17 protein-coding genes are annotated in these 19,016 nt (G+C 71.1%); 10 read left to right on the top strand and 7 right to left on the bottom strand.

Going from position 1 to position 19,016, the window contains the following annotated elements; all coding sequences use genetic code 11:
• Window positions 1-487: 487 nt before the first annotated feature.
• The gene (locus tag ACO0E0_RS02000) at window positions 488-1,144 is read right to left on the bottom strand and encodes a histidine phosphatase family protein (protein WP_422869726.1); all 657 of its coding nucleotides are present in this window, start codon (window positions 1,142-1,144) and stop codon (window positions 488-490) included.
• A 75-nt stretch (window positions 1,145-1,219) separates the two neighbouring features.
• On the opposite strand from ACO0E0_RS02000, the gene ACO0E0_RS01995 reads away from it, so the two are divergent.
• Window positions 1,220-1,750 (top strand): DinB family protein, encoded by a 531-nt coding sequence (locus ACO0E0_RS01995; RefSeq protein WP_422869725.1) that lies wholly within the window; start codon window positions 1,220-1,222, stop codon window positions 1,748-1,750.
• A gap of 129 nt (window positions 1,751-1,879) precedes the next feature.
• Here ACO0E0_RS01995 and ACO0E0_RS01990 read toward each other — a convergent pair whose 3' ends face one another.
• Window positions 1,880-2,728 (bottom strand): hypothetical protein, encoded by an 849-nt coding sequence (locus ACO0E0_RS01990; RefSeq protein ID WP_422869724.1) that lies wholly within the window; start codon window positions 2,726-2,728, stop codon window positions 1,880-1,882.
• A gap of 195 nt (window positions 2,729-2,923) precedes the next feature.
• On the opposite strand from ACO0E0_RS01990, the gene ACO0E0_RS01985 reads away from it, so the two are divergent.
• From ACO0E0_RS01985 to ACO0E0_RS01975, 3 genes are all read left to right on the top strand, one after another.
• Complete coding sequence (locus tag ACO0E0_RS01985) at window positions 2,924-4,006, top strand: LolA family protein (RefSeq protein ID WP_422869723.1); 1,083 nt, start codon at window positions 2,924-2,926, stop codon at window positions 4,004-4,006.
• A gap of 73 nt (window positions 4,007-4,079) precedes the next feature.
• The gene (locus ACO0E0_RS01980) at window positions 4,080-5,030 is read left to right on the top strand and encodes an ABC transporter ATP-binding protein (RefSeq protein WP_422869933.1); all 951 of its coding nucleotides are present in this window, start codon (window positions 4,080-4,082) and stop codon (window positions 5,028-5,030) included.
• The gene (locus ACO0E0_RS01975; RefSeq protein WP_422869722.1) at window positions 5,017-5,955 is read left to right on the top strand and encodes an ABC transporter permease; all 939 of its coding nucleotides are present in this window, start codon (window positions 5,017-5,019) and stop codon (window positions 5,953-5,955) included. Before ACO0E0_RS01980 ends, ACO0E0_RS01975 begins: the two co-directional genes overlap by 14 nt.
• Before the next feature lie 149 nt (window positions 5,956-6,104).
• Here ACO0E0_RS01975 and ACO0E0_RS01970 read toward each other — a convergent pair whose 3' ends face one another.
• From ACO0E0_RS01970 to ACO0E0_RS01950, 5 genes are all read right to left on the bottom strand, one after another.
• Window positions 6,105-7,100, bottom strand: a complete 996-nt coding sequence (locus tag ACO0E0_RS01970) for an NADP-dependent oxidoreductase (RefSeq protein WP_422869721.1) — start codon at window positions 7,098-7,100, stop codon at window positions 6,105-6,107.
• 117 nt (window positions 7,101-7,217) lie between these two features.
• The gene (locus ACO0E0_RS01965; RefSeq protein ID WP_422869720.1) at window positions 7,218-8,144 is read right to left on the bottom strand and encodes a metallophosphoesterase; all 927 of its coding nucleotides are present in this window, start codon (window positions 8,142-8,144) and stop codon (window positions 7,218-7,220) included.
• 144 nt (window positions 8,145-8,288) lie between these two features.
• A complete protein-coding gene (locus tag ACO0E0_RS01960) occupies window positions 8,289-8,717 on the bottom strand; it encodes an HhH-GDP family DNA glycosylase (RefSeq protein ID WP_422869719.1) in 429 nt (142 codons plus the stop codon).
• A gap of 477 nt (window positions 8,718-9,194) precedes the next feature.
• Window positions 9,195-9,536: an L-rhamnose mutarotase gene (locus ACO0E0_RS01955; protein ID WP_422869718.1), complete on the bottom strand. Its 342-nt coding sequence runs from the start codon at window positions 9,534-9,536 to the stop codon at window positions 9,195-9,197.
• Window positions 9,533-10,879, bottom strand: coding sequence for an MFS transporter (locus ACO0E0_RS01950; protein WP_422869717.1), 1,347 nt, complete (start codon window positions 10,877-10,879; stop codon window positions 9,533-9,535). Before ACO0E0_RS01950 ends, ACO0E0_RS01955 begins: the two co-directional genes overlap by 4 nt.
• A gap of 219 nt (window positions 10,880-11,098) precedes the next feature.
• On the opposite strand from ACO0E0_RS01950, the gene ACO0E0_RS01945 reads away from it, so the two are divergent.
• From ACO0E0_RS01945 to ACO0E0_RS01920, 6 genes are all read left to right on the top strand, one after another.
• The gene (locus tag ACO0E0_RS01945; protein ID WP_422869716.1) at window positions 11,099-12,103 is read left to right on the top strand and encodes a LacI family DNA-binding transcriptional regulator; all 1,005 of its coding nucleotides are present in this window, start codon (window positions 11,099-11,101) and stop codon (window positions 12,101-12,103) included.
• Between the two features lie 94 nt (window positions 12,104-12,197).
• Window positions 12,198-13,289 (top strand): LacI family DNA-binding transcriptional regulator, encoded by a 1,092-nt coding sequence (locus ACO0E0_RS01940; RefSeq protein ID WP_422869715.1) that lies wholly within the window; start codon window positions 12,198-12,200, stop codon window positions 13,287-13,289.
• Window positions 13,290-13,462: 173 nt separating this feature from the next.
• The gene (locus ACO0E0_RS01935) at window positions 13,463-14,812 is read left to right on the top strand and encodes an ABC transporter substrate-binding protein (RefSeq protein WP_422869714.1); all 1,350 of its coding nucleotides are present in this window, start codon (window positions 13,463-13,465) and stop codon (window positions 14,810-14,812) included.
• 5 nt (window positions 14,813-14,817) lie between these two features.
• Window positions 14,818-15,750: a carbohydrate ABC transporter permease gene (locus ACO0E0_RS01930; protein ID WP_422869713.1), complete on the top strand. Its 933-nt coding sequence runs from the start codon at window positions 14,818-14,820 to the stop codon at window positions 15,748-15,750.
• A 41-nt stretch (window positions 15,751-15,791) separates the two neighbouring features.
• Window positions 15,792-16,628: a carbohydrate ABC transporter permease gene (locus ACO0E0_RS01925; protein WP_422869932.1), complete on the top strand. Its 837-nt coding sequence runs from the start codon at window positions 15,792-15,794 to the stop codon at window positions 16,626-16,628.
• Between the two features lie 25 nt (window positions 16,629-16,653).
• The gene (locus ACO0E0_RS01920; RefSeq protein WP_422869712.1) at window positions 16,654-19,011 is read left to right on the top strand and encodes a family 78 glycoside hydrolase catalytic domain; all 2,358 of its coding nucleotides are present in this window, start codon (window positions 16,654-16,656) and stop codon (window positions 19,009-19,011) included.
• The last annotated feature ends 5 nt before the right edge of the window (window positions 19,012-19,016 follow it).

The following is a 19,016-nucleotide window of genomic DNA, read 5'->3' as shown; positions in this document are numbered from 1 at the left end:
TTGGTGATCCGGGAATCCCGCACGCGCAGCGCGCACCGCAGCGATCTTCCTGCGTCACCGACGCTCGCGCGGCCGACCACGGGTCGGAGACGCGAGCTCGGACGGGAGGCGCGGTCGGGACGGACCCGCACCGCGCCTCCCGGCTGGCGCCCGCCCGCGTGCCGAACGCCGCCTCGTCGAGCCGTCGGCAACTCAGGAATGCAGCACGCGGAGGGCTCGCCGCAGCGTGCACGACGGTGATCTTCCTGAATCACCGATGCGCTTCGGCGGCGAGCGCCGACGTGCCTGCCACACCCCGCCCCGTCGCCGACGCAGGAAACCTGCACGCGGAGGGCGCGTCGCAGCGCGCACCGCAGCACACTTCCTGAGTTGCCGACGTGGGCGCAGCCGCACCACGGGACGCGGGCGCGGCCGGGAGGTGCGGGGCGAGTCCGAACCGCACCACACCTCCCGGCCGGTGCCAGCCGCAAGCCCCCGCGCGTCGCGCCTAGAAGCGCTCGCCCGTCGGGTCCGGAGCGCCGTCGTCGACGAGGTCCGCTCCCCCGACGGGCTGGCCCTCCCACGACACGACCCGCCACCCGGCCGCCGGGGAGCCGTCGAGCTCGACGATGCCGGTGTTCTCGAGGACCTGCCCGGTGCTGAACGTCTCGTCGATGTTCGTCGCCGTCGTCCCGGCCCAGGTGCGGATCGCGGCGCCGTGGCTGAACGCCGCCGCGACCTCGACCCCGGCGGCGGCGATCCGGGCGACGGCGTCGTCGTACCGCGTGAAGAAGTCGTGGCCGTTCGGTCCGCCGGGCATCCCGGGGGTCCGATCGCCGTTGATCCACGAACGCACCGTGCCGAGGTAGACCTTGACCGCGGCCTCGTCGCGAGCACCCTCGAGGTCCCCGCCCTCGATCTCGCGGAGCCCCGGGAGCTCGACCGGCTCGAGGCCCAGCGCGTCGAGGAGCGGCTGCGCGGTCAGGGTCGTCCGGATCATGTTCGAGACGAAGACGGCCTCGATGTCCCGGTCCGCGAGCGCCTGCGGGAGCGCGGCGGCCTGCTCCTGCCCGAGCTCGGTGAGCCCCGGCCCAGGGACCCGCGTCTCGAGGATGCCGGACACGTTCGCCGGTGTCTGACCATGGCGGATGAGGAGCAGGCGCATGCCTCCACCCTATTGACCCGCCGAGGGCGTCCCGTGAACGGCAGGTGTCGTGTGCGGCGCTGCTACGGTCTCGACATGGCGATCGAACCCGACACGAAGAACTGGACGTGGGTCCTCGACGACCGGTGCGACGAGTGCGGGTTCGACGGACCGACCGTGACGTTCCGGGAGGTCCCGACCCTGGTGCGTGAGAACGCCCGCGCCTGGCCCGCCGAGCTCACCTGCGACGACGTCCGTGACCGCCCGGACGACGCCACCTGGTCGCCGCTGGAGTACGGCGCGCACGTCCGGGACGTGTTCCGGAAGTTCGAGGAACGACTCGTGCTCATGCTCGCCGAGGACGCACCGACCTTCGCGAACTGGGACCAGGACGTCACCGCGGTGGAGGACCGCTACGCCGAGCAGGACCCTGCGGTCGTCTCGGCCGAGCTGTTCGAGGCCGCTGAGCGGGTCGCGGTGGCGTTCGAGGCCGTCCGCGACGAGGACCTCGGACGGACCGGACTCCGGAGCGACGGCAGTGCCTTCACCGTCGAGACCCTGGCACGGTACTTCGTGCACGACCCGGTGCACCACCTGCACGACGTGCGGCGCACCTCCGCCGCCTGAAGGCTCGACGCTCTGACCGAGGTCGACGACGTCGTCGTCCGGACGCCGCGCTGGCGGTGGCGCCGCACTGGCGGTGGCTCCGCACCGGCGGTGGCGCCGCACCGGCGGTGGCGCCGCACACTCGGGGGATCATGGGTTCGGCTCGGGTGCGACCTGCAGACGGAGTTCCCGGCGGGCGCCCACGAGGGACACACTGCCCGAGTCGCTGGAGGTCAGCAGGAGCCGGTCCGGGAGCACGTCGGTGATGTCCCAGGAGAGCACGAGCGGCCCGCGATCCGGGTCGATCGACACGGTGGTGACCCCCCGCAGCTCGACCGTCACGCCGTACCACCGACGCCGGCCGCCGCCGATCGGCCGGAGCAGTGCCTCACCGCGGAGTCGCACCAGTCCGCGCTGCAGATCGACGTCGAGCCACTCGAACGGGAACGCGACGTCGTCGAGCAGCAGATCGGCCGTCGACACGTCGACCATGCGGTCGAGGCCCGGGGCGAGGGCGACGGACTCGGCCGACGCGGACTCGACGGCCGACGGAGCGGCGGTCCGTGACTGATCGACGGCGAGCCTCGCCCGCCACTCGCGCCTGAGGGCTCGGAGTCCCCGACGCGCGGGACCGGTGACGAGGCCGAACGGGTCGTTCGTCACCCAGAAGCCCGTCAACGGAGTGAGGCGCCTCGATCCCCGCACGGTGCGCCACGTGACGACGGGCATGAACCACTCTCCGGCGGGGTCTGATGACACCGCGCTGATGGCCTTCCAGGGGATCCGGCGGGACCACAGCAGGCCTCGAACGACGATCCCGTCGTCCCCGCAGTCGACCCCGAGACGAAGAGCGTTGCGGACGAGCACTGCGCCGATCCCCAGGGCCGGGATCACGATCAGCGGGAAGAACACCAGGACGTCCGACGGACGCTCGTACGCCGCCCCGAACACGACGACCCCCATGGCGGCGACCAGACCGCCGATCGTGCTGTTGCTCACGCGGATGAACCGACTCGCCAGGATGACCACTCGAACATCCTCGACACCGGGGTCGCGGGACGCCACTCCCCGTTCGAGGCCTGGCCACGGCGGACGGTCCGCATCTGCCGGTGCGGGAGCCGGCACTGCACAGCGTACGTCCGGTCTGCAGACGTACTGTGCTCAGACCTTCCCACTCCTCCCGAGGTGCACCGCATGAAGAACTCCGCCTGGCTCCCCGCCGTCATCGCCCCCGTCGTCGTCGCCGGCGCGATCGTGGCGCCTGCCGTCGCCAACGCCGCCACGTCCTCCTCGGACGCACCGAGCGCCGCATCGGTGCTCGCGAGCGTCGCCAAGACCAAAGACCTCGCGTACTCGGGCAAGGTCACGCAGACCGCGGACCTCGGCCTGCCGACCCTGCCGACCTCCTCGGGCGGCTCCGGCGCGAACTCCGTCGAGTCGAACGCCTCGGACGTCCTCGACCTCCTGACGACCTCGCACTCGGCCCGCGTCTACGTCGACGGTGCGACGAAGGCCCGCGTGCAGGTCCTCGACCAGCTCGCCGAGCGTGACGTCGTCGTCAACGGGAAGACCGTCTGGACCTGGGACTCGAAGGCCGACCGTGCCACGAAGGTCACCCTCCCGACGAAGCAGTCCGCGGCCGAGACCCCGTCAGGCACCACGACACCCGCCGACATCGCGCAGCAGGCCATCGCCGCGATCACCCCGACCACCAGGGTCGGCACGCCCACCTCGACGAAGGTCGCCGGGCAGGCCGCGTGGCAGATCGTCCTGACGCCGAAGAGCTCGTCGACGCTCGTCAAGGACGTCACCCTCGCGATCGACAAGAAGACCGGGCTCCCGCTCAGCGCCGCGATCGACGCGAAGGGACAGACGAAGCCCGCCGTCTCCGTCACGTACACGAGCATCGACTACGGCACCCCCGACGCCCAGCTCTTCGACTTCACCCCGCCGTCCGGCGCCACGGTGAAGACGAAGGACCTCTCGGACGCCTCCGGACACCACCGCGGCATGCACCACCACGCAACCGACGGCACCGGTCACGCCCGCCCGGCGACGACGGGCACGGGCTGGAGCACCATCGCGACGCTCCCCGCCGGCACGTTCGACGCGAAGGGCATCGGCGCCGACGGCAGCCAGCTCCTCGGCCAGCTCACGAAGCAGGTCGACGGCGGTCGCGCACTGCAGACCTCGCTGGTGTCGGTGTACATCGCCGACGACGGCCGGGTCCTCGCGGGCGCAGTGCCCGTGGCGGACCTCGTCGCCGCGGCGAAGTAGCAGCGTGCCCGACGGAGCCACCGCGGACGCCGGCGCGAGGACGGACAGCGGCGTCAGGACGGACGGCGCCGAGATCGGGTCGGCGACCGTCCCGCTCGCGATCCGGACGACCGACCTCCGCAAGACCTTCCGCAAGCAGCACGCGGTGGACGGCATCGACCTCGCCGTCCCCCGCGGCTCGGTGTTCGGGTTCCTCGGTCCGAACGGCTCCGGCAAGACGACGACCATCCGGATGCTGCTGGGGCTGTCGAGTGCGACGACCGGCTCCATCGAAGTCCTCGGCGAACCGATGCCGAAGGCGCTCCACAGCGTGCTGCCCCGCGTCGGTGCGCTCGTCGAGGGTCCGGCGTTCGCGCCGTTCCTCTCCGGCCGAGCGAACCTCCACCGGTTCGACGCCGCCGACCCGCGATCGTCCCCGACGACCAGGACCGCGCGGGTGGACCTCGCGCTCGACCGCGTCGGCCTCACACACGCCGCTGACAAGAAGGCGCACGCCTACTCGCTCGGCATGAAGCAGCGGCTCGGTCTCGCGAACGCGCTCCTCGCCCCGCGGGACCTCCTGGTGCTCGACGAGCCGACGAACGGCCTCGACCCGCAGGGCACCCGCGAGGTCCGGAACCTCATCCGCTCCCTCGCCTCCGACGGCACGACGATCTTCGTCTCGAGCCACCTCCTCGCGGAGATCGAGCAGGTCTGCACCCACGCGGCCGTGATGCGCACCGGGAAGATCGTCGCGCAGGGCTCGCTCGACGACCTCCGTCGTGCCGGGTCGAGCCAGGTGACGGTCCGGACACCGGACGTCGACACGGCACGCGCCGTGCTCACCCGCATGGGTCTCCCCGTCGACGAGGCGAGCCGATCCGACGGGGTGGTGGCGGGCCTCCCGTCCGATGTCCAGCCGGAGGACATCACCCGCGCACTCGTCGAGGCGGGCGTCCGCGTCCGCGGTCTCGCCGTCGGCGGCGGCACGCTCGAGGACCTGTTCGTCGCGCTCACCGGAGAGGGATTCGATGTCGCAGGCTGACGCAGGCGCCGCCAGGGCGGCGGAACCGACGCGGTCGGCGGAGCCAACGCGGTCGGCGGAGCCGGACGGGAGGCCCGGGGCCGCGTCCGACACGATCCGTCCCGTCGCGCGGACCCGCACGTTCGCACTGCTCGGTTCCGAGATCGGCCTCGTGTTCCGACGCTGGCGGACGTGGGCGATGCTCGGTGCGTTGGCGCTCGTCCCGATCCTCATCGCCGTCGCCGTCCGGGTCTCGACCAGACACGGCGACGGCGGCCCGGCGTTCCTGTCGGACATCACGAACAACGGCCTGTTCGTCGGGTTCACCGCCCTGACGGTGTCGATCCCGCTGTTCCTGCCGCTGACGATCGGCGTCGTCTCGGGTGACACGATCGCCGGCGAAGCGAGTCTCGGGACGCTGCGCTACCTGCTCGTCGCGCCGGCCGGACGACTCCGGCTCATCCTCGTCAAGTTCGCCGGGGCGACCGTGTTCGCGATCGCGGCGTGTCTGACGATCGTCGTCGTCGGTGCGGTCATCGGGGCGATCCTGTTCCCGATCGGCCCGGTGACCCTGCTCTCGGGGACGCAGGTCGGCGGGTGGTCGTACGCCGGCCGGGCGCTGCTCCTCGTCGCGTACGTGGCGATGTCGATGCTCGGACTGAGCGCGATCGGGCTGTTCATCTCGACGCTGACGAGCGTGCCCGTCGGGGCGATGGCCGCGACGGTGGTGCTCGCCGGGGCCGCCCAGATCGCCGACGCCCTGCCACAGCTCGACTGGCTGCACCCGTTCCTGTTCTCGCACCTGTGGCTCGGGTTCGGGGACCTGCTGCGCTTCCCGATCTCGTTCGACTCGTTCGGGCAGAACGCGCTGCTGCAGCTCGCTTACGTCGTCGTGTTCGGGGCGTTCTCGTACGCGCGGTTCGCGTCGAAGGACATCCTGAGCTGATCGGACGTGCTGCACGGACATCCCGCGTTGATCGGGGATGGTGCGCCGGACCCGTCGGTCGTCCAGGAGCACGGCGCCGGACGGGCGCTGCGCGGGCCGGGCGGCGATCAGCTACCGCCCGTGGACCGTCCGGGCCCTCTCCGTCCGGCCTACCGCTCGTGCACGGTCCGGGCCTTCTCCGACCGGTACCAGGCGAGCCGCGCACCGGTCTCGACGGGCTGCATCCCGACGACGACCTTGCCGCGGGAGTGCATCTCGGCGAGGTCCTCATACGCGTCGACGATGTAGTCGAACGGGTAGAAGCCGGAGATGAGCATCCGGAGCTTGTGCGTCTCGATGAGCCGCGCGAGCTCGGTCATGAGGGCGGTGACCTCGGCGTCGTCGGCGGGCGCGCGGAGGAACCGGATCTCGACGTCGCGGCGGTGGTCGCTCGAGACGAACCGCGCCGGGTCCACACCGAGCGCGACCGCCAGTTCGGGGTTGTCACCACCGTGGTTGTCGATGAACGCGGTGATCGGTCGTCCCCCCGCAGCCTCCCGGATACGGTCCTCGATGCCGTCCCCGTACGTGACCGGGTGGATCCCGATCTGGCGCAGGTAGTCGTGGTTCCGCGGGCTGCAGGTGCCGATGACCTTCGCGCCGCTCGCGAGGGCGAGTTGCACCTCGAGGTGACCCACGCCACCGGCCGCCGCCGACACCACCACGACGTCCTCCGGGGTGAGCTCGAGGCCGCGCACGATCGACAGCGCCGTGCAGCCGGCGAGGTACAGGCCACCCGCCACCTCGAAGGCCATCGTCGGCGGCTTCTGGACGACGGCGGTGCGTGGGACGCGGACCCAGGTGGCGTGCGCCCCACCGCCGACGGCGTGGCCCATCACCTCGGCTCCGCTGCGGAGGTCGGTGACGCCCTCCCCGGTCTCACGGACGATGCCGGCGAAGCAGGTGCCCTGACGGGCCGGGAAGGTGATGTCGACGCGGTCCTGGAACCGGCCCTCCCGCACGAACCGCTCGATGTGGTTCAGTCCTGCGGCGACGACCTCGACGACGATCTCACCGGCGCGGGCGACAGGTCGTTCCTGCGGCACGAGATGCACGACCTCGAACCCGCCGTAGCGGTCGTACTCGACGGCTCTTCCCACGCGCATGTCGTGCTCCCTCGCATCTGGTAGGCGAAAGCCTCCGCTGCTGCGGGGTCGGCGTCCGGCACGGTCGGCACACTGTCAGGTTCGGCGACGGCAGACCGTATGGGTCAGCCGCGCGGGTCAGCCGCGTGGGCCGGACCGCGCGACCACGTCGCGGACCTGGTCCGCGTCGAGGGAGAAGACCTCGCGGCCGTCGTCCGCCAGCGCCACCGGCAGCGGCGTGGACAGCACGGCACCGTCCGCCGCCAGGTCGACCAGCAGCGCACCGGTCCGGACCGTCGCGCGCTCGGTCTCCCACGGCCCGGTGACGTCGGTGTCGTTCGCGACACCCGGCGCGACGAGGACCGGCACCCCACCGACGCTCCCGGCGAAGTGGTGGTGGTAGTGGCCCGCGAGGACGAGTCGCACGTCCGTCCCCGCGATCGCGGCGGCGAGCGCCTCGGGGTTCTGCAGCCGGAGTCCCTCGTGGAGCGCGGTCGGGGCAGGCAGCGGGGAGTGGTGCAGGACGACCACGCTGCCGTACGGGGCATCGGTCCCGGGATCCGCGGTCAGGAGCTCGCGGAGTCGACGCAGCTGCTCGTCGCGGAGCAGCCCGTAGCCGGCGCCGGGCACGGAGCTGTCGACCGTGATGACGCGGCGGCCGGCGACGAGGGAGACGCCGTCGACGGGGACCTCCGGCGGGTGGAACTCGAGCGTGTGCATGAGCGGCGAAGCACCCTCCCCGAGCAGGTGCCCGTTGCCGAGGACCTGGCGGAAGCCTTCGCGGCCGTCGTGGTTCCCGGGGACCGTCACGAGCGCGGCGCCGTGCGCCCGGGCGAACGCCGACATCCGGTCGAGCAGGAGCTGGTACGACGCCGGCGTCCCGTCCTCGGAGCAGTCGCCGGACACCACGACGAGCCCGACGTCGGTCACCCCGGCGAGTCCGTCGAGGACCGTGTCGAGCACCGCCGTGGTGTCGACCGATCCCTGGTGGGGCGTGCCGTCGCCCGTCAGGTGGGTGTCGGAGAGGTGCAGGATGCGCAGGGTTCCGGGTGCGACGTGCAGCATGCGGACACTGTAGCGAGGGGCGGTCCTGACTGCCCGACGGGCGAGCGTCACCCGGTCACGATCTGGTGCGCCCCCGGACCGGCCCGGACCGTCGGTGGGTGTTGCTCGATGCGCCCGCACCGGCCGCCGGTCCACAACCGGCGCTCAGGGCAGCAGTTCCGCCGGCACGTCCCGCAGGAAGATCTCGACGACCTTCGGCCCGACACCCGTGAGGGCTTCCAGGCGACGCTTGACCTCGGCACGATCGGCGGCGCTCGACACGAGGTGCGACACCGATCCGTGGTCCTCGTCGATCGAGGCCATCGCGCTGTGCAGGGCGTCGGTCATCTGGTGGTCGAAGCGCCCGTAGCCGCCCTCGTCGAGGATGGCGCGGAGGCCCTCGTGACTGTGTTCGGCGAAGTGCTTCGGGCTGGTCAGGCCGTGGTCGATGAGGGCGTGGTAGGTCTTCACCGCGATCTCCTGCTGGATCGGCCGTCCGAACAGCAGGCTCGCGAGGAACCAGCGGTACAGCTGCTGCGGCTTGCCCTCCGCGAGGTCGATCCCGAGGTCGGATGCATGCGTCACGCTGGCCATGCCCGGAGGTTACGCCGCCCCCACGCACTCGCGCTCGACTCCGTCCCGCGGCTCGTCCGCCCGCCCGGCCTGCCTGTCACCCGGCCCGTCCGCCCGTCGGCCTTCCGCCCGTCGGCCCGTCCGCCCGTCGGCAACTCAGGATGGTTGCACCCCGGACGCCCTCGGACCTCCGTCCGCGACCGCTCTTCCTGCGTTGTCGACATGCACCGCGCAGGATGGCTGGGGATGCGAGCAGCGGTCGCGACCACCGCCGGACTGGAGGCGCGGCACACGCCCGCCACCGCGCCTCCCGTCCGCTGCCTGGTCGCGCCCGCCACTGCGCTGCCGCTGCTGTCGGCAACGCAGGAACTCGCACGCGCACGGGACGCACGCCGCCCGCGACCGCACAGTCCTCCTGAGTTGCCGACACCGCCCCGACCGACACCGCCCCTGCCGACACCGCCGCTCCGGACCACCCGACCGGACCGCGCGCCGGAGTCAGTCGGCAGCGGCGGCGAGCTGGTCCTCGAGGTTGAACACCTCCGGGAGGATGCGGGCGCCTTGGTCGGCCCGGACCTCGAGGCCATCGAAGAAGTCCTGCATGTGCCGCTCCCAGGCCGACGCGACCGCACTGGCCGCCAGGGCACGATCGGCATCGACCACGGAGTCCGTCTCGTAGTAGCCGATGAGCAGGCCGTCGTCGTCGAGGAACAGCGAGTAGTTCCGCCGCCCGGCCGCCGCGATCGCCCGGAGCATCGCCGGCCAGACCTCGGCGTGCCGCTTGCGGTAGGCGTCCAGGTGCCGTGGATCGACCTGCAGGCGGAAGCACACCCGGGTCATCGACCGGCCCCAGCCCCGGACCGCGGACCGGTCGGCGACCCCGCCACCGAACGCGTCGTCCCCGTCGCCGACGTGACGGTGCCGTACCGCTCCGCCTCGATCTCCTCGAGACTCCGACCCCGGGTCCGCGGCGCCCAGATCGTCCCGACGAGGAACGACAGGAACAGCAGCCCGAGGATGAGCGCGCCGAGCGCCCGCAGCCCGATCCCCGCGAGGAGCACCGGGAACCAGATCGAGAGCAGCCCGACCATCACCCGCGCCGCGAGGAACAGCACCCCCTGCGCACTCGCACGGTACCGGGTCGCGAACAGCTCGCTCGTCCACAGCCCGTAGAACGCCTGCGCGCCGATCCCGGAGGACACGCCCCACACGATCGCGAAGAAGAGCAGGGTCCCGAGGTTCGCCGGTGCGTAGATCAGCACCGCCCACGCGACGATCGCGAGCCCGGCCCCGATCGCGAACAGCACCCGACGGCTCATCCGGTCGCCGAGCCGCATGAACCCGAAGTACGTGACCGCGACGGTGCAGAACCACACCAGGACTTGCAGCGCGTACTGCTCGGTCACGCTCGTCACCCCGGTGGCGCTGTAGACCCGCGGCTGGAAGATCCCGGCCTGTCCCGCGACGGTGTTCCACAGCGCGTAGACGCCGAACAGGAACAGCATCGCGGTGATGTTCACCCGCCTGCCGAACAGCTGCCCGATGCCGTGGAAGAACGACTGCCGTCCGGTGGCGGCACGCTCGTCCTTCCAGATGTCCGACTCGGGCAGACCGCGCCGGAGCCACCAGACGATGGCGGCCACGACGAACAGGTGCGCGAAGATGACCCGGCTCCCGAGCAGGCCGAGCGGTGCCATCGCGATCGCGAACGCGAAGCCGACCATCGGGCCGATCGACCACGCGAGCTGCGCGGTCCCGACGTGGGCCGCACGCCGGTCCGCAGGTGCCTGCTCGGCGATGTAGGTCCAGGACGCGGGCACGCCGGCACCGACCGCGATGCCGGTGAGGATGAACCCGACGAGGAGCATCGCGTAGCTCCCGGCGAACACCGCGAGCACGATGCCGAGCATGTACAGGAGCAGGTCGTACGTGTAGATGAACTTCCGCCCGTACCGGTCGCAGAGCGGTCCCCCGATGATCGCTCCGGCCGCGGCGCCGAACGCGTTGGCCGACAACGAGGCGAGGAGTCCGACGGCCAGGTCGCCGACGTGGAACTGCGCCTGCCAGAGGCTGAGACTCGTCGCGATCGCGATGATCGAGCCGGACTCGATGTAGTTCGACATCGCCACGGAGATCGTGGCCTTCCATCCGGTCGTGTTCCGGGCTCCGATGCGGACCGCCATTGGTCCTCCTGCTCTGAATCGTTTCAACACCGACCAGCACTGTAGGCCTGCGCGTTCCGGGTGCGCAAGTCGGAGGTGGGAGTCGCCGGACTCGACCGGTCCGCCCGGCGCGACCCCGGGCCTCCAGACGGGCTTGCGGACCGGCGGTCCACCCGGCGCGACACGGACTGGAGGCGCGGCGCGAGCCGCCAGGACACGACCAGGTGTCAGGATGGGGCCATGGCGGTCAGCGTGCGTGAGGTGGCGGCACTCGCCGGTGTCTCACTCGGGACCGTGTCGAACGTGCTGAACCGCCCGGACAAGGTCGCACCGACGACCGTCGCGCGGGTCCAGGCCGCGATCGCCGAGCTCGGGTTCGTGCGGAACGACTTCGCCCGGCAGCTCCGCGCGGGTCGGAGCAGCACCGTGGGCCTCGTGGTGCTCGACGGGGGCAACCCGTTCTTCACCGATGTCGCGCGCGGGGCCGAGGACGCCGCGATGACGAAGGGCCTCGCGGTCCTCGTCGGCAACAGCGACGAGTCCGTCGAGCGCGAACGCACCTACATCGACCTGTTCGAGGAGCGCCGCGTCGCCGGGCTCCTCATCTCCCCCGCCGGCGACGACCTGTCCCGCCTCGAACGGCTCCGCGACCACGGGACGGCCGTGGTCCTCGTCGATCGCCGGGCCGACGTGGAGCAGTTCCCGTCGGTCTCGGTGGACGACCTGGCGGGCGGACGACTGGCGGCCGGCCACCTGCTCGACATCGGGCGACGGCGGATCGCGTTCGTCGGCGGCCCGTTCTCGATCCGGCAGATCGCCGACCGGCACCGCGGTGCGCTCGAGGCTGTCCGGGCCGCCGGGGCGTCGCTCGAGGTCATCGAGACGACGTCGCTCAGCGTGCTCGAGGGTCGCCGCATCGGCGAGGAGATCCAACGACGCTCCCCAGCGGACCGGCCCGACGCGGTGTTCGCCGCGAACGACCTCGTCGCGGTCGGACTCGAGCAGGCCTTCATCATGCGCGGCTCGGTCACGGTGCCAGGTGAGATCGCCCTGATCGGCTACGACGACATCGACTTCGCCGAGGCGACGGTCGTCCCGCTCACGAGCATCAGCCAGCCGAGCCGCGAGATCGGATCGCGGGCGATCGAGCTCCTGCTCCGGCAGATCGAGCTCGGCGCCGACGCCCCCACGGAGCACGTCGAGTTCCAGCCGGAGCTCGTCGTCCGGGCCTCGACGACGGGCTGACGCAACACCGCACCGCGGGGTCGAGCCCCCGCGACGGCAGCGCTCGTGCGGTCCGGGTCCGACTGGTCCACGGCGCGCCCATTACGATCGGGACATGGCCCAGGCCCCCCGACGCGACGGTCCGCCGAGCGTGCACGACGTCGCAGAACGGGCCGGGGTCTCACTCGCGACGGTGTCGAACGTCGTCAACCACCCCGAGCGGGTCCGCGACACGACCGCGGACCGGGTCCGCGCCGCGATCGAGCACCTCGGGTACACGCCGAACCACATCGCGAGCGCACTCGTCTCCGGGAGCTCGAAGTCGATCGGGCTCGTCGTCATGTCGCTCCGGAACTCCCTGTTCAGCGACATGGTGAACGGCGCACAGCTCACCGCGCGCGAGCACGGGTACACCTTGCTCGTCGCGAGCTCCGCTGATGACCTGGACGCGCAGGCCGAGCACCTCGCGTACCTCGAGAGTGCCCGCGTGTCCGGGATCCTGCTCGCGCCGATGACCGAGTCCCGTGACCAGGTCGACCTCACCCGACGGCACGGTCGACCGGTCGTCTACGTCAACTTCGCACCGTCCGAGGTCGACGCGTGCTCGGTCGTCGTCGACAACGAACAGGCGGCGTACCTGGCGACGACGCACCTCGTCGACCGCGGCTGCCGGCGGATCGGGTTCGTCAGCGCTCGCCCGGAGCTGCAGCCGGTGCACCGCCGCCGCCTCGGCGTGCTGCGTGCCGTCGCGGAGCACCCGGACGTCGAGCTCGTCGAGATCGACGCCGGCGACATCGACCCGCCCGGTGGCACCGACGCCGGGGAACGGATCGCCCGCATGCCCGCCTCCGAGCGGCCCGACGGCGTCCTCGGGGTGACCGACCTCCTCGCGATGGCGGTGGTCACGGAGCTCCGCGCCGCCGGGATCCGCGTGCCGGAGGACATCCCGGTGTCCGGCTGCGACCACAACTCCGTCGCCTGGGGCGGGGCGGTGCCCTTGACGTCGGTGACCATGCACGGCTCGGACATGGGGGCCGCGGCGATCGAGCTCCTGCTCGCCGAGCTCACGGACGAGCCGGGCGCGCACGTGCACCGGTCGATCGTGCTCCCGAGCGAGCTGGTGCCGCGCGAGAGCACCGTGGGACGTTCCGCGTCGGCACCGCAGCGGATGCCCGCCGCTGACGACCCGCGGCGCACCGAGGCCTGACCGACCGCGACGACGCGTTCGGTCACGAATCCGGATCAAGGATTGACACGCTTCAATCCGCGTGGTTCCATTCCGATTGAAACGTTCTAACTGCTTCACCGGGCACCGCGACGACGCGACGTCCGGTCCGTTCCACCGGGCGTCATGCGCCAGGACCTTACGAGGAGGTAAGGATGTCAGCACGTTCCCGCACCACCAGGTCGATCGCCACCAGGTTGATCGCCATCGGCGGTGCCACCGTCCTGATCGGCGGCCTCGCCGCGTGTTCGTCCGGCGGCTCGTCGGGCGGAGGCTCCGGCTCCGGCAGCGGCGGCGGCAAGGTCCAGATCAGCTACCTGGTCGACAACTCCGACGCCACGGCCGTCACCTCGAAGGCGCTCATCGCGGCGTTCGAGAAGGCCAACCCGGACATCACCGTGAAGCTCGACACGAAGCCGCAGGGCACCGACGGCGACAACCTGGTGAAGACCCGGCTGTCGACCGGCGAGATGGACGACGTCTTCAACTACAACTCCGGGTCGCTCATGCAGGCGCTCAACCCGGACAACACCCTCGTCGACCTCTCCGACCAGAGCTGGGCGAGCAAGGTCGACAAGCAGTTCACGAAGGTCGTCAGCACCGACAAGGGCATGTACGGCGCCCCGATCGGCACCTCGTTCGGCGGCGGCGTGATGTACAACAAGAAGGTCTACGAGAAGCTCGGCCTGAGCGTCCCCACCACGTGGGACGAGTTCATCAGCAACAGCGAGAAGATCAAGGCCTCCGGGGTCGACCCGATCATCCAGACGTACGGCGACACGTGGACGAGCCAGCTGTTCGTCCTCGGCGACTTCGCGAACATCACCGCGCAGCAGTCGAACTGGGCGACGAAGTACACCGCGCACAAGGAGTCCTACGCCGAGCAGCCGGCACTCGCCGGGTTCCAGCACCTCGCCGAGGTGAAGGACAAGGGCCTGCTCAACCAGGACTACGCGTCGGCCACGCAGGCGAACGGCCTGAAGATGCTCGCCGAGGGCACCGGGGCGCAGTACCCGATGCTGACGAACGCCATCTCGACGATCCAGCAGGACAACCCGGACGCGGTGGACGACATCGGGGTGTTCGCACTCCCCGCCGAGACCGCAGCCGACACGCGGATGACGATCTGGGAGCCGAACGGCCTCTACATCCCGAAGACGACCACCGGGGACAAGCTCGCCGCGGCCAAGAAGTTCATCACCTTCGCGAACTCGTCGCCGGGCTGCAAGGTGCAGAACGACACCGGGACACCCGGCGGCCCGTACGTCATCTCGTCCTGCAAGCTCCCCGACTCGGTCCCGCCGATGATCGGCGACCTCGCGAAGTACATCGACGGCGACAAGGCGACACCGGCCCTCGAGTTCCTCTCGCCGATCAAGGGCCCGAACCTCGAGAAGATCTGCGTCCAGGTCGGGTCCGGCATCTCCACCGCAGCGGTCGGTGCCAAGCAGTACGACGCGGACGTCGTGCAGCAGGCGCAGCAGCTCGGCCTCAAGGGCTGGTGACGACGGTGACCGCGACGCTCACGACGGCCGTCACGCCGTCGCAGTCGACGAACCCGAGGGCGGGTCGACCGGCGCGCCAGAAGCTGCGTTCGTTCTACCCGGCGTGGTTCTTCGTCCCCGCGATCGCGCTGTACGTCGTGTTCTTCGCGGTCCCGACCTTCGCCGGGTTCTGGTTCTCGCTCACCCGATGGACCCTGTTCGACCAGACGTTCATCGGCGTCGACAACTTCGTCCGGTTCTTCCAGGACCCGCAGCTCCTGTCCGGGTTCCTGCACACGTTCGAGTACGGGTTCGTGACGAGCGCGGCGAAGGTGGTCCTCGGACTCGCCCTGGCCCTGCTCCTCACGTCCCCGGTGCTCGGGCGGGGGTACCTCCGGGCCGTGGTGTTCTTCCCGGTGCTCGTGTCCACGATCGGCATCGGCATCACGTTCAAGGCACTGATGGACCCGTTCCACGGGATCATCAACGGCGTGCTCGGGTCGGTCGGCCTCCCCACCCCGGGGTGGCTGACCGATCCGGCCCTCGCGCTCTGGAGCGTCGCCGCGGTGGACATCTGGAAGGGCGTCGGCATCGCGACGCTCATCTTCATCGCCGGGATCGTGGCCATCCCCCAGGAGTACTTCGAGGCCGCACGGGTCGACGGCGCGAACGCCTGGACGATCTTCCGGACCATCACGCTGCCGCTGTCCCGCCCGGCCATGGGGACGGTGATCATCCTGTCGCTCATCGGCGGCCTGCGGTCGTTCGACCTCATCTGGGCGATGACCGGCGGCGGCCCCGGGTTCACGAGCGACGTCATCGCCAGCGTCATCTACAAGCAGTACCAGGCGGGCTTCTACGGCCTGTCGACCGCGGGCAACGTCGTGCTGTTCGTGGTCGTCACCGCGATCATGGTCCCGGTGTCCTGGCTCATCAACAGGAAGCCGGCCGAACTGTGAGCACGCTCCGCACCCCCGTCTCCGCGATCCCGCGGCGGTCCATGTCCCGCCAGGCGAGGACCCAGCGCTGGACGGTCGGCATCATCGCCATCGTCGTCAGCTTCGTCGTGTTCCTCGTGCCGTTCGTGTTCGTCCTGCTCCAGGCGATGAAGTCCCCCGCCGAGGCGAACCAGCTCGGCTTCAGCCTGCCGACCCAGTGGCAGCTGTGGCAGAACCTGCAGGCCGTGTTCACCTCCGGGAGCAGCAACATCCTCCGGGCGTTCCTGAACAGCGCGGTGCTCACCGTGGGGAGCGTCGTCATCATGGTGGTCTTCTCGGCGATGGTCGGCTACGTCCTGCAGCGGCGGCCCGGTCGGTGGAACGGCGTGATCAACTTCTTCGTGCTCGCCGGGCTCATCGTCCCGCCGGCGATCGTCCCGACGATCTGGGTGCTCCAGGGCCTGGCCCTGTTCAAGACGATGGGCGGGATGATCCTCATCGAGGCGACGTTCGGCCTGTCGTTCTGCATCCTGCTGTTCCGGGCGTTCGTCGCGACGATCCCGAAGGAGCTCGACGAGGCGGCGGTGCTCGACGGTGCCGGACCGATCCGGCTGTTCTTCGGGGTGGTCCTGCCGCTCCTCAAGCCGGTGATCATCACGGTGGTGCTCGTGCAGTCCGTCGCGGTCTTCAACGACTTCGCGAACCCGCTGTACTTCCTGCCCGGGGCCGACAACGCGACCGTGCAACAGACCCTCTACGCGTTCCAGAGCCAGTCGGTCAGCCAGCTCAACCTGCTCTTCACGGACGTGCTGCTCATCACGATCCCCCCGCTCGTCCTGTACATCTTCTTCAACCGTCAGATCGTCGCCGGCATGACCAGCGGCGCCGTCAAGGGCTGAGCACGTGCTCGCCCGGAAGGACACCATGACCTCCACCTGGACCGCACCGTTCATCGCGGCCGACTCGGACAGCGACCTCGGGAGCGCCCCGATCCTCCGCCGCGAGTTCACGCTCGACGACGGCCACGGCGCCGTCCGCTCGGCGACGCTCGACCTCAGCGCCCTCGGCGTGGTCGAGGCCTGGCTCGGCGGCGACCGCGTCTCCGACCACCTGCTCGAACCCGGGTGGACGAGCTACGAGTGGCGCATCCGCGTCGTCTCGCACGACGTCACCGGGCACCTGACCGGGACCGCCCCCGGGAGCGCCGCGGTCCTCGCCCTCGTCCTCGGTCGGGGCTGGGCTGCCGGACGCCTCGCCTGGGGTGGCGGCGGCGGCTGGTACACGGACGAGCGCGCCGGGTTCGCCGAGCTGCGGATCACGTTCGAGGACGGGCACGTGCAGACCGTCGCGACCGACACCGACTGGCAGGCCCTGTCGAGTGCGATCACCGACGACCAGCTCTACGACGGCCAGGACATCGACGCCCGGCTCCGCGACGCGAGCTTCCTGGTGCCCGGCACGCCGACGACCCCGAGCGTCGACGGGCACGCGGGCACGACGACGACCGTGCACACCGTCGACATCGGCGAGCGCGAACTCGTCGCCGACACCGTGCCGCCGGTCCGGCCCCTCGCCGAGATCGCCCCGGTCGACGTCTGGACGAGCCCGTCGGGAGCGACCCTCGTCGACTTCGGGGTCAACCTCGTCGGCTGGCTCCGGGTCACGGCGAGCGGTCCGGCCGGGACCGTCCTGACGATCCGGCACGCGGAGGTGCTCGAGCACGACGAGCTCGGCACCCGCCCCCTGCGGACTGCGAAGGCGACCGACCACTTCACCCTGAGCGGTGGCGGCAGCGGCAGCGGCAGCAGCAGCAGCAGCAGCGACCCCGACGTGTTCGAGCCCCGCTTCACCTTCCACGGGTTCCGCTACGCCCAGGTCGACGGCTGGCCCGGCTCCCTCGACGACCTCAGGACGGCGCTCACCGCGGTCCAGGTCGGCTCGGACCTCACCCGCACCGGGTCGTTCCGCAGCAGCCACGACCTGCTCAACACCTTCCACGAGAACGTCGTCCGGGGCATGCAGGGGAACTTCCTGAGCGTCCCGACCGACTGCCCGCAGCGCGACGAGCGGCTCGGGTGGACGGGCGACATCGCGGCGTTCGCACCGACGGCGTCGTACCTGTTCGACACGCAGGCGTTCCTCGGCGACTGGCTCCGCGACCTCGCGCTCGAGCAGGAGCACGCCGACGGGGTCATCCCGTTCGTCGTGCCGGACGTGCTCAAGTACTCCCCCGCCGAGGACTTCGGCAAGCCCGACGCCACCGCGATCTGGTCCGACGCCGGGGTCTGGGTGCCGTGGACGCTGTACCAGGCGTACGGGGACACGGCCGTCCTCGAGGAGCAGCTGCCCTCGATGATCGCGCACCTCCGTCGCGTCCGGGACCACCTGTCCCCGCAGGGGCTCTGGGACACCGTGTTCCAGTTCGGTGACTGGCTCGACCCGGACGCCCCGCCGGAGGACGCCGCGAAGGCGAAGGCCGACCCCGGCGTCGTCGCGACGGTCTGCGCGTTCCGCTCCGCGACCCTCGTCGCGGAAGCGGCGACGTTGACCGGCCACGAGGCGGAGGCGACCGAGGCCCGGGAACTCGCCGCGGGCCTCCAGGCCGCGTTCCGGGAGCACTACGTGACGGACGGTCGCATCCTGTCGGACTGCACCACGGTGTACGCGCTCGCGATCGTGTTCGGGATCCTGTCCTCGGCAGACGAGGAGTCAGCCGGCGACCGCCTGGCGGAGCTCGCGGCGGCGTCGGGGCACCGGATCTCGACCGGGTTCGCCGGGACGCCGTTCATCACCGACGCCCTGACGCAGACCGGGCACCTCGACGATGCGTACGCGCTGCTGCTGCAGACCGAGTGCCCGTCGTGGCTCTACCCGGTGACGATGGGTGCGACGACGGTGTGGGAGCGGTGGGACTCGATGCTCCCCGACGGCACGATCAACCCGGGCGAGATGACCTCCTTCAACCACTACGCACTCGGCGCGGTGGCGGACTGGATGCACCGGACCGTCGGCGGCCTCGCGCCCCTGACGCCCGGGTACGAGTCGGTGCTCATCGCGCCGCAGCCCGGCGGGGGGCTGACGTGGGCGGAGACCTCGGTCGAGTCGGTCCATGGCCGGATCGCGGTGCGGTGGGAGCTCGCCGACGGGTCGCTCGTGCTCCGCGCCACGGTCCCCGAGGGGGTCACCGCCGTCGTGCGGCTGCCGGGAGCCGACGAGCAGCGCCGGACGGGAGGCACGCACGAGTTCCGCGCGCCGCTCCCGTCCGTCGTCCCCGCGGCCTGAGCACC

The sequence above is a fragment of the Curtobacterium phyllosphaerae genome (assembly GCF_049341865.1).
Taxonomy (GTDB): domain Bacteria; phylum Actinomycetota; class Actinomycetes; order Actinomycetales; family Microbacteriaceae; genus Curtobacterium; species Curtobacterium phyllosphaerae.
The sequence above is the reverse complement of the archived record's forward strand: the minus strand, read 5'-3'. Positions and strand labels throughout refer to the sequence as shown.